12 protein-coding genes are annotated in these 10,584 nt (G+C 48.7%); 6 read left to right on the top strand and 6 right to left on the bottom strand.

Translation table 11 applies throughout. The features are described 5' to 3' along the window. Nucleotides 1-209: 209 nt before the first annotated feature. Together purD and purH are read right to left on the bottom strand one after the other, a co-directional pair. A complete protein-coding gene (gene purD, locus BZG79_RS06865; RefSeq protein WP_077774033.1) occupies nt 210-1,505 on the bottom strand; it encodes a phosphoribosylamine--glycine ligase in 1,296 nt (431 codons plus the stop codon). 21 nt (nt 1,506-1,526) lie between these two features. Continuing rightward, a complete protein-coding gene (gene purH, locus BZG79_RS06860; protein WP_077774032.1) occupies nt 1,527-3,116 on the bottom strand; it encodes a bifunctional phosphoribosylaminoimidazolecarboxamide formyltransferase/IMP cyclohydrolase in 1,590 nt (529 codons plus the stop codon). A 261-nt stretch (nt 3,117-3,377) separates the two neighbouring features. Between purH and zntR the strand changes: the two genes are divergently transcribed. The 6 genes from zntR (at nt 3,378) to BZG79_RS06830 (ending at nt 7,542) form a co-directional block, all read left to right on the top strand. Next, entirely contained in the window at nt 3,378-3,812 is a 435-nt protein-coding gene (gene zntR / locus BZG79_RS06855) for a Zn(2+)-responsive transcriptional regulator (RefSeq protein WP_077774031.1), read from the top strand. Nucleotides 3,813-4,077: 265 nt separating this feature from the next. After that, on the top strand, nt 4,078-5,451 hold the full coding sequence (locus BZG79_RS06850) for an integrase family protein (protein WP_077774030.1): 1,374 nt from the start codon (nt 4,078-4,080) through the stop codon (nt 5,449-5,451). Then, entirely contained in the window at nt 5,451-6,008 is a 558-nt protein-coding gene (locus tag BZG79_RS06845) for a hypothetical protein (RefSeq protein WP_077774029.1), read from the top strand. The genes BZG79_RS06850 and BZG79_RS06845 overlap by 1 nt, the downstream gene beginning before the upstream one ends. A 79-nt stretch (nt 6,009-6,087) precedes the next feature. Next, complete coding sequence (locus BZG79_RS06840) at nt 6,088-6,285, top strand: AlpA family phage regulatory protein (protein ID WP_077774028.1); 198 nt, start codon at nt 6,088-6,090, stop codon at nt 6,283-6,285. 12 nt (nt 6,286-6,297) lie between these two features. After that, nucleotides 6,298-6,759 (top strand): hypothetical protein, encoded by a 462-nt coding sequence (locus BZG79_RS06835; protein WP_077774027.1) that lies wholly within the window; start codon nt 6,298-6,300, stop codon nt 6,757-6,759. A 180-nt stretch (nt 6,760-6,939) separates the two neighbouring features. Next, nucleotides 6,940-7,542 (top strand): inovirus-type Gp2 protein, encoded by a 603-nt coding sequence (locus BZG79_RS06830; RefSeq protein WP_077774026.1) that lies wholly within the window; start codon nt 6,940-6,942, stop codon nt 7,540-7,542. A 207-nt stretch (nt 7,543-7,749) separates the two neighbouring features. On the opposite strand, the gene BZG79_RS06825 is transcribed toward BZG79_RS06830, so the two are convergent. The 4 genes from BZG79_RS06825 to prmA form a co-directional block, all read right to left on the bottom strand. Continuing rightward, the gene (locus tag BZG79_RS06825; RefSeq protein ID WP_077774025.1) at nt 7,750-8,100 is read right to left on the bottom strand and encodes a hypothetical protein; all 351 of its coding nucleotides are present in this window, start codon (nt 8,098-8,100) and stop codon (nt 7,750-7,752) included. Nucleotides 8,101-8,517: 417 nt separating this feature from the next. Then, nucleotides 8,518-8,814 (bottom strand): DNA-binding transcriptional regulator Fis, encoded by a 297-nt coding sequence (gene fis, locus BZG79_RS06815; RefSeq protein WP_021024113.1) that lies wholly within the window; start codon nt 8,812-8,814, stop codon nt 8,518-8,520. Between the two features lie 22 nt (nt 8,815-8,836). Continuing rightward, complete coding sequence (dusB, locus tag BZG79_RS06810) at nt 8,837-9,802, bottom strand: tRNA dihydrouridine synthase DusB (protein ID WP_021024112.1); 966 nt, start codon at nt 9,800-9,802, stop codon at nt 8,837-8,839. A 229-nt stretch (nt 9,803-10,031) separates the two neighbouring features. After that, on the bottom strand, nt 10,032-10,584 hold a 553-nt coding region (prmA, locus tag BZG79_RS06805; protein WP_108743246.1), incomplete at its 5' end, for a 50S ribosomal protein L11 methyltransferase.

Below are 10,584 nucleotides of genomic sequence, written 5' to 3'. Positions count from 1 at the left end.
TTCTTGTATATGTCGATAATAACAAAGTCTGTTTGCAGCGCCCTCGCTTACTTGACGAATAAAAGCTCGATGCATAGACGCTCGATGAACAAAACCCTATCGAAGCAAAAAAGCTCGTCGACACGTAAAAACCGCGGATATAAAAAATGCGCCTTGGTGGCGCATTTATCGGGTCTGGCTTGCTGGATGCGGCATGCCGCGATGTAACATTAAGTCGATAAATCAGTCTTTTCGCGAGATACCGCGCGGTGGGCGATGTCACTGCGATAAAAGCAGCCTGGCCAGTAAATCATAGCRGCAAGCGCGTCAGCGCCTTGTTTGGCGGCTGTTACCGTCTCTCCCAGTGCCGTTGCACAGAGTACACGCCCGCCAGATGTGACAATGTCGCCGTTGTTGAGCGCAGTACCGGCATGAAACACTTTGGCAGTATCGCTATCGGTTGGCAGCCCAGTAATACGATCGCCCTTACGATAGTCTCCTGGATAGCCACCTGCGGCTAAAACCACGCCGACGGCTGCACGTGGATCCCACTGAGAATCGACTTTATTGAGGCGTCCTTGCGTGCCAGCCAGGCAAAGCTCCACCAAGTCAGATTGCAAACGCATCATAATCGGTTGAGTTTCCGGATCGCCAAAGCGACAGTTAAACTCAATGACTTTTGGCGTCCCATCGGCGGCGATCATCAATCCTGCGTATAAAAAGCCGGTATAGGGCGCACCATCCGCATACATCCCTTTGACGGTGGGCATAATCACCTCGTCCATCACGCGTTGGTGAATGGCGTCGGTGACCACAGGGGCGGGCGAGTATGCACCCATACCGCCGGTGTTGAGGCCGGTATCGCCTTCACCTGCGCGTTTATGGTCTTGGCTGGTGGCCATTGGCAACACATGCTCACCATCCACCATGACGATAAAGCTTGCTTCTTCGCCTTGCAGAAATTCTTCGATGACCACGCGGTGGCCCGCTTCACCAAAGGCATTGCCCGAGAGCATATCGCGTACGGCCTCAGTCGCTTCTTGCTCGGTCATCGCCACAATGACCCCTTTGCCAGCGGCAAGGCCGTCGGCTTTGACCACAATGGGCGCGCCTTTTTCCGCGATGTAGGCCAGTGCAGGCTCCACCTTGGCAAAGGTTTGGTAGTCAGCGGTAGGAATGCCATGGCGCGCTAAAAAGTCTTTACTGAAGGCTTTAGACCCCTCAAGTTGCGCGGCTGCTTGGGTAGGACCAAAGATTGCCAAGCCATGCTCACGGAAGGCATCGACCACGCCCAACACCAGTGGCGCTTCTGGGCCCACGATGGTTAAGCCAATCTGTTGCTCGCGGGCAAAAGCCAGCAACCCTTCAACGTCATCAGCTGCGATCGCAATGTTACTCAACTTGTTTTCATGCGCGGTACCGGCGTTTCCCGGCGCGCAATATACGATCTCAACGTTGGATGATTGCGCGGCTTTCCACGCTAGCGCATGCTCGCGGCCACCGCCACCAATTACTAATACCTTCATGTGTTCTCCTTCATCGCCCACTTAGTGGCGGAAATGGCGCATACCGGTAAAGACCATCGCCATGCCATGCTCATTGGCGGCGGCAATCACTTCTTCATCACGCATCGAACCACCCGGCTGAATCACGCAGGTGATCCCAGCTTTTGCCGCAGCATCAATGCCGTCACGGAAAGGGAAGAAGGCATCAGAGGCCATTACACTACCGGCCACTTCGAGCTGCTCATCGGCCGCTTTGATGCCGGCTATTTTCGCCGAGTAGACGCGGCTCATTTGGCCGGCGCCGACGCCGATGGTCATGCTGTCTTTGGCATACACAATCGCGTTCGATTTTACGTATTTTGCCACTTTCCAGCAAAATAGGGCATCGCTTAGCTCTTTGTCTGTGGGCTGGCGCTCAGTGACAATACGCAAATCGTCTAAACCGACCATGCCTTGGTCGCGTGCTTGGACTAACAAGCCGCCATTGACGCGCTTGCTATCCCACCCTGTGGTGCGCGCTTGCCATTGGCCACACTCGAGAAGACGGACGTTTTTCTTTGCCGCAACCGCTGCTTTGGCGGCCTCACTGACGCGAGGTGCGATGATCACTTCGACAAATTGACGCTCAACAATGGCGTGTGCCGTGTTGCCGTCCAGCTCACGGTTAAAGGCAATAATGCCACCAAATGCTGAGGTCGGATCGGTTTGATAAGCGCGCTGATAGGCACTGAGTAAGTCTTCACCGATAGCAACGCCACAGGGGTTGGCGTGTTTTACAATCACGCAGGCAGGCTGTTCAAATTCTTTCACGCACTCTAATGCCGCATCGGTGTCAGCGATATTGTTATAAGACAGCGCCTTGCCCTGCAGTTGGGTCGCCGTGGCCACCGAGGCTTCTTGCGGGTGGGCTTCAGTATAAAAGGCGCCCGCCTGATGGCTGTTCTCGCCATAGCGCATGTCTTGCTTTTTAACCCAATGTTGGCTCAGGGTGCGTGGGAATGGCGAGTCTTGGCTGTCTTCTGCGTGATGATAGGCAGGGACTTGGGTGCCAAAGTAATTCGCAATCATGGCATCGTAGGCCGCGGTGTGCTCAAACGCGGCAATGGCTAAATCAAAGCGCGTGGCATGTGTCAAAGACTGCTGGTGCTGATCCATCTCGGTGAGCACGCGATCATAGTCTTGGTTGTTCACCACAATGGTGACATCAGCATGATTTTTCGCCGCTGAGCGCACCATGGTTGGGCCGCCAATATCGATATTCTCGATAGCTTGCTCACGTGTGCAATCTGGGTTGGCAACGGTTTGTGCGAACGGGTAGAGGTTCACTACTACCATATCAATCGGTGCGATCTGATGCTGTTCCATCACCGCATCATCTTGACCGCGCCGGCCCAAAATACCGCCGTGAATTTTCGGGTGGAGGGTTTTCACGCGGCCATCCATCATTTCGGGGAAGCCGGTATGCTCGGAGACTTCGGTGACCGCAAGGCCGTTTTCTGCGAGCAAACGGGCCGTGCCGCCGGTTGATAGCAGTTCGACACCGCGTTGGGCGAGCGCTTGGGCAAACTCGACCACACCGGTTTTATCAGACACGCTGAGTAACGCGCGACGAATAGGACGCAGATTTTCCATGGCTTAGCTCTCTTCACTGACAGATTGAATGCTTATCAAAGCCCACCATGGCTAACCACATAGGTAAACTTTATTAAACGGCCAATTGTCAAAGCGGCGCCATTCTATCTGATTTTATTTGCGCAATCGATTGCTATTTGCTGATGGCGACATTTTTATTGTTTTTGTCCAGCTGTCGTTGCTTGCTTTCATACAACGCTGGTCATAAGGGCCCGCCTTTGCTACAAAAAGAAAGTTCATCCAACATGAAAAGGAGCGGTGATGACCAAGTTGCTGCAAATAGGTGAGCTAGCCAAGCACTGTGGTGTCTCCACCGATACGCTGCRTTTTTATGAAAAGTCCGGTCTACTGGCCCCGAGTGCGCGTACAGAGGGTGGATACCGGCTTTATGCCGATGATGCCATTAGCCAAGTCATGTTCATTTTACGCGGCAAAGAAATGGGATTATCGCTTGATGAAATTCACGAGCTGTCTGACATTCGCGAAGAAGCGACGTTACACACCTGTGCAGAAGTGAAAGGGATCACCCAGCGGCGCCTGAATGAGGTCTCAGAGAAGATAGCTGCGCTTGAGCGGGTCAAGCATTCCCTTACACGTTTAAATGCCGCCTGCTGCGGTATGGACGACGATGACGCGACCCATTGCTCAATATTGGAAACCCTAGCAGACAGTGAAGATTCCAACTCATGCTGTTAAGGAAAGGTGCGTTGCACCATCAGAGAAAACAAAAACGGGCTAACCGATTGACGGCTAGCCCGTTTTATAACAGCCAAACCAATGATTGATTAGTTCATGCCGTATCAGTTTATTTGTTGTTTTTTTAACTTTTCTAATATTCGCACTTTCTTTTTAAAACCTCCTATATCAGTGTTTTGAGTTAGATTTGTGTTCACTTTAGTTCTTTGTTGTTCCAGGTTAGACTGTTCGTTGTGTGTAACTATGCGTGTAACTGGCAAGGGATATGACAAAGAGAACTTCACTCACAGATACAAAACTAAAAAAGCTCCTGAGAGCCGATTTAAGCAAACCAGAGTCTCACAGCGTTGGAATGGGTTTAAGTGTTCGAGTAACGCCCTCACAGCGGCAATCAAGGAGCGTTAGACCTAATAATAACTTGCTTTGGCTCTATCGCTATCGCTTAGGAGGCAGAACCACCAGCCCCAAAGCGTTAACGCTCGGCAAGTATCCAGAGATTAGTCTGTCTCAAGCTACCGCGCTAAGGGATGAGTGTCGCAAGTGGTTGGTAGCAGGCAAAGATCCTAAGAACGAGCTGGCGATTCAAAAGCAAGACACTCTAAAATCTTTAACCGTTAAGCAAGGGCTTGAGCTTTGGCTAAGTGACTTCAACGCCAGAAAGCGCGTTAACGCAGAGAAGCATTTTGCTCAGTTCCGCAAATACGTTCTTCCAACTCTCGCAGATCTTCCTTTAGAGCAAATCACTAAACCGATGTGGATTCGTTGCTTACATCGCTCTGATGATAAGTGGGCGGTGGCTCGCGGTTACACACTTAATAACCTTAAGCAGGCTTTGCGTTTCCTAAAGAAACAGGGACACAAACTTGATGCCGATGTTTTTAACATAGACTTTGACGACATAGGCGCATCCAAGCAGAAAAAATCCAGTCGGGCAGCGGTTGAGGTTCCTGATGGTGAGGGAAACATTGAGTGGGATGAGTTGCGTGATTTGGTGGAGTTCAGCTTTAACGGCAAGATGGTTCCGTACTATCAAAACTTGTTACAGATCTTGTTAGTTATGGGAGCAAGAACCCAAGAAGTAAGGCTTTCCAAGTCTAGCGAGTGGGATTTAAAGCGTAGGGTTTGGGCTTGCCCAGCAGAACACAACAAGGTCAAAGAGAAAGCACAGCAAGCTGGTGGATCTGGGGATATTGTTCGCCCAATCCCACAGTTTATCTATCCGCTTATAGAAAGCCTAGTTACCAATAACCCAGACGGTTATCTGCTTGGTGAGCTAAAGCTAGCGCCAGCGGTTAGCGCATGGGGTGGGAAGCTGTCRCAGCGTATTGGTTGGATTAGTGATGATGAGGCTAATCAGTATAAGCGGGCAAAAAAGCCACTCAAAGAACACCCTAAATTCTTTCGATTCCACCACCTGAGGCACACTTTTAGCACCGCGCTCAATGAGCTTCAAACAGACAACTACGCCATTGAAATGATGCTCGGTCATGCGTTACCAAGGATTGAGGGGAACTATAACAACTCTAGCGCAATGAAGCGTAAAGCTAACTTACTCAGAATTTGGTGTTCACACATTGAGAAGCTATTAGAGCGCGGTGAGCAGGCTAGCAACGTGGTGAGCTTTGGAGGGAGTAAGTAATGCTAGAGATCGATGAACAATATCTAGTTAATGAAATATTGAGCGAACTTGTTTCTAATGCTGCTGAAATTGATTTGGCTGAGTTCACTTGGAACAGCCCAGAGGCAATGGAAGCTTGTCGAATTATTCAACATGAGTTGCCTAAGATTGGGTTGAGCGATCCACAACTTGAAGCAGTAGAAGCTTGCTTTCAAGCAATTTCCGCATTGTTTATGAAGGCTGGAGCTGATTGCGCGGTAGATTATTTAGCGCCTTCAGTCGCTTTGGCGGTAAAGAGGGTTAGGCTATCCGAAAAGCAGCGTGATAGTGGACGGCACAATGCTAATCAGTATCGTCAAAAATGTATTGAAATTGCCAAGGATACTTGGGAAAAGCACCCACAGGCCACGTCAGCGAGTTTAGCTAACAAAATAAATGCTGCGTTTGTTCTCAATGGTAAAAAAGCACCGACAGAAAAAACGATTAGAAACTGGTTTTCAGAAGAGGGAAAAAATTTTCAGCCCAAGGTTAAGAGCAAGCGAAACCTGGCTTACGAGCTAGTGATAAAAAATCCCTGACCTAGCTACTTCCACCTAACGGTAATACAAACAAGCAAGCTGAACCCTGAAAGTTAAAGAGCAACTAAAGGGGTTCAATATGTTCAGTTCCAGTCAACGTTTCCTTACCACCAAGCAAGTTTGTGAGTCATTAGGCGTAGGCCGTACATGGCTCTATAACGCAGAGAAGGAAGGCCGCTATCCGAAAGGCCAACGTCTAACTCCTCGTTGTGTTCGCTATCGAGCTGATCTCCATGAGCAATTTGTTCGTGGTGAGTGGCAGCCAGAAGCAGCATAAAGGGGAGGCATTATGAAAAGTAAAAGCGCCACCCAGAATAAACTAAGCAGCGCCAAAACCGGCAATGGCAGCTTAACACGCCAGCCACCAAGCAAGCTAGAAAAGTGCTTGATGACTTTTTTGAGTAAAGGTCTGATGGGGGTTCACACCCTAGATCAGCAGGTTGCTAGCCTCTCTCACGTTAAACGCATGGAAGCTACAGGTAAGTATTGGACTAGTTGCCTTAATACCGATGTATCAGCCATGAAGAAAAAGGGAATTCAAGTTACATCCAAGTTTGAGCCTTACCGGAGTTCTTATGGCTATGTTGCCAATTTCAAGCGCTATTGGTTGGCAGACTCTAAAACTGTTTTGAGCGCGGTTGAGCAAGTTAATTTGCTTCGGCAAAAGCRCAAGGAATCCACTCTACAAATGGATCAGGTTAAGGGGTTTTTGGAGCCGTATTTGAGGAAAGAAAAGGTTAGTACTTGCTAACCTGTCGAGATTTACATACCAAGGGGTGAACGACCTTGAATAACACTACTAGGTTTTTTACCCCTAAATTATCAAGTTTTCTATAGGTCACCCCCATGTGGCGCATATCACTAGGGGTTAGTGGCTACTAACAGGCCGCTAGGTAATTAATAATATCTATCTTCTTAACTAGTCCTATCCATGCCTTATGTATCTAAACAAAAATGGTTTGAGTATCGAGAAAGAATTTGGTCGGTCAATCCATCAAAAAACGGATTAAGAACGGGCATACTTAAAGCAATACTCGGTGAGCTGGATGAAATGCTTTGCCGTCACAGAAAGGTGTTTGTATGGCGCTTTGATCTTCACTTGCCATACCCCACTGACAACAACAAGTTGATCACCGACTTCAACCGCAGACTTAGAAAGCGAGCTGAGCGACACTACCAAAGTGAATTTGGCTTTGCGTGGGCGCGAGAGCAGGAAAAAGCCAAGAGCCAGCATTATCACTTTGTGTTGATTCTCAATGGCAGCAAGGTCAATCACTACCACCAGCTAGCAGAATGGGTTAGAGAGATTTGGGAGTACCACGGTTCTGTATTTATTGGTGATGCTGGTGGACTTCATAGCGGTTCGGCTTATCACAATCTTGAACGTGATGATCATGAGGCAATTGACGCAGCAAGCTACCACATCAGCTATCTAGCCAAGCCTAGGGGTAAGGGCTACCGTCCTAAGCAAACCAAAGACTTTGGTTCTTCAAGGCTACGAAACTCAAAGCACTCAAAGCACCGCAGGTGCTAAGTATTGCTAAGGTCATTTAATGATAAGTATGGTCAAGGTAAGTAATGGTAAGGCTGCCAGATCTTAAGTAATCTAAAGGTTGGATGTTTAGTAATGTTTAGGCTAGCTGAGGTTAAGGTAATCGAGGTTGGCGACTACCTTTGCTGATCCTAAGTAACCTGTCGGTGAAATGTTACCGATATGGTAAATCCTAGCATTCACATGCTCTTATAGTTTTTCAACCGCTTGGTAAAAGAAGTAAGCGCCTATCGGCCAACCTAGAAAGGCACTGGCAGAAACAACAAGTGGATCACGTCTAATGAAGAAGCGAAATACAACCTCATAAAAGAAGCCACCGAGCATAAAGAGTAAAATAGGACTGTACCAGTGCGCTTTTTGGAAAAATATAAACATCAGGTAGAACAATGTGATTGAGCCAAAAAGAGTTGAAAGCATCAAGGCTATTTCATATTTTCGACTACTTCCAGAGAAAGAATCGCTATGTTTTATATGGGCGTACAAGAAGCTAAAAAACATTAGCCAGCCCCCAATGACTCCTGATGTCAGATAATCAAACATATATCCTCTTTGTTCTTGTTTGTTCCTGAATTGGGTACATCGTAACTTGTACCTAATATCGGGACAATGTTTAAGTCCCTTAACACCCCACAAAACCTAAAACTGATTGCCTGGCTGAAACAGCAAAGAAATGATCAGGGTTTGACCATGCGCGATTTAGCCGAAAGGCTCGAGGTCTCACACTCTTTTGTTGGGAAAGTCGAGCAGGGTGAAAGGCGTTTAGATGTAGTCGAGTTCATTCAGTACTGTAAGGCGCTCAATGTTTCTCCCCTGACCGGAATACGGCATATCACTTCTGATTAGATTCTCTTACCTTGTAGCTTTTTCTTGTGTGTAACCATGCGTGTCACTAAAGATAGAAAAGGCCTAATCATTCCTGATTAAGCCTTTTAAATTCAATAGTATGAGTGATTTATATCAGTTCATGCCGTATTTTTTCAGTTTCTTACGCAATGTACCGCGGTTGATGCCCATCATGGTGGCTGCGCGGGTTTGGTTACCGCGGGTGTATTGCATGATGGTATCCAGCAGTGGCTGCTCAACTTCTGCGAGGACAAGCTCATACAGATCGTTGACTTCCTGGCCATTCAATTGCGCGAGGTAGTTCTTCAAGGACGCTTTTACAGAGTCACGAAGTGGCTTTTGCGTAATTTGATCTTGTGAAGTTACAGTTGTTACTGTCAATGTTTCGGAAGTCAGGTTTTGTTCGAACATATTCTGTCAGCTCTTCTCGTATTTATGCAACGTTGTCGAAGTAGCCTTGCAGCGCATCGATCTGCTGTTGTGCATCTTCGATTGCGTTGAAGGTGCGGCGAAAGTCGCCAATTTGATCATGCTCTTTGAGGTACCAGCCCACGTGCTTTCGGGCAATACGTAATCCTTTGAGCTCCCCATAAAATTGATGAAGCTCTTGAACATGACCCAACAAAATCGTCCTAACCTCTTCTAATGAAGGGGCAGGCAAGTGCTCACCTGTGGTGAGATAGTGGTGGATTTCGCGAAAAATCCACGGGCGTCCCTGAGCAGGGCGACCAATCATTACGGCATCTGCCCCTGTATAGTCGAGAACATACTGGGCCTTTTCTGGTGAATCAATGTCGCCATTGGCTATCACCGGAATCGATACCGCTGCTTTCGCAGCTTTAATGCTGTCGTACTCTGCCTCACCTTTGTACATGCAAGCACGCGTGCGGCCATGCAGTGCAAGGGCTTGGATACCACAATCTTCCGCCATCCGGGCGATCGTTACACAGTTCTTATTGTCCGGATCCCAGCCTGTACGCGTTTTAAGCGTCACGGGAACATCCACCGCGTTTACCGTGGCTGTTAGGATTTGCTCAATCAGATCGGGTCGAGTTAGCAATGCAGAGCCTGCTAGCTTTTTATTGACCTTTTTCATTGGGCAACCCATGTTGATGTCAATCACTTGCGCCCCGTTCTCGACACAAAATCGCGCTGCCTCAGCCATAAGTTCGGGTTCAGCCCCCGCGATTTGCACCGAGCGCAGACCGGATTCGTCAATATGAACCATGCGCTTTTGCGATTTGTTCGTCCGCCACAATGCTGGATTGGATGACATCATTTCACTGATAGCCATACCGGCACCATGCGCAAGGCATAGCTCACGAAATGGTCGGTCCGTCACGCCGGCCATTGGGGCGACGATCAAAGGGACATCCAGGGTGTAAGGTCCGATACGCAAAAGCTCTAAATCCTCTTCAGCCGCTCTGAGTCAGCAAGGGCGCGCATTTTACGCATTTTTGCTGCGTCTGAAAAGGACAATATTTGAGCATTGATGGCTTGATTTTTCTCGCACTTTTTGTATCAGCCGCGTTTCGCTGATTAATCAAGCATTTCAAGTAGCACGTCAACCATGGCTTACCGACAAAAGTTACTTGTGCGGCAAGCTCATAGCGCGACGATCTGACCGATTAAGTGAGCAACTGGCCGCTTATCCGGCACCACTCTTCACGTTCGACGATCGGGTTAATATCGAGACGATCGCGATAGTGATTAGCAACGTCTTCGGCTTGAGAATCGAGAACGCCAGACATCGCTAGTTGACCATTTGGTTTGATCAGCCCTTTGATCACGCCAGAAAGCTCACGGAGTGGGCCAGCGAGAATATTGGCCACGACCACATCTGCTTTCAGATCGGCCGGTTGGTCTTTCGGGAGATGCAGGTGCAGTTGATCGGCAACACCATTACGCTCAGCGTTGTCCTTGGAGGCGAGCAGGGCTTGGGGATCGATATCAATGCCAATGACCCGCTCAGCGCCCAGCTTGATAGCCGCAATGGCTAGAATGCCTGAGCCACAGCCAAAATCAATCACGGTTTTTCCGTTTAGATCCAAGCTATCAAGCCACTCTAAACAAAGAGCCGTGGTTGGGTGAGAGCCGGTGCCAAAGGCGAGTCCAGGATCCAGCATCACGTTGACTGCCGTGTCATCGGGGACCTCACACCAGGTCGGACAGATCCACAGC

The sequence above is a fragment of the Salinivibrio sp. MA427 genome, assembly GCF_001996115.1.
Classification (GTDB): Bacteria; Pseudomonadota; Gammaproteobacteria; order Enterobacterales; family Vibrionaceae; genus Salinivibrio; species Salinivibrio costicola.
Note: the sequence above shows the minus strand (reverse complement) of the source record. Positions and strands in the feature narration are given on the sequence as shown.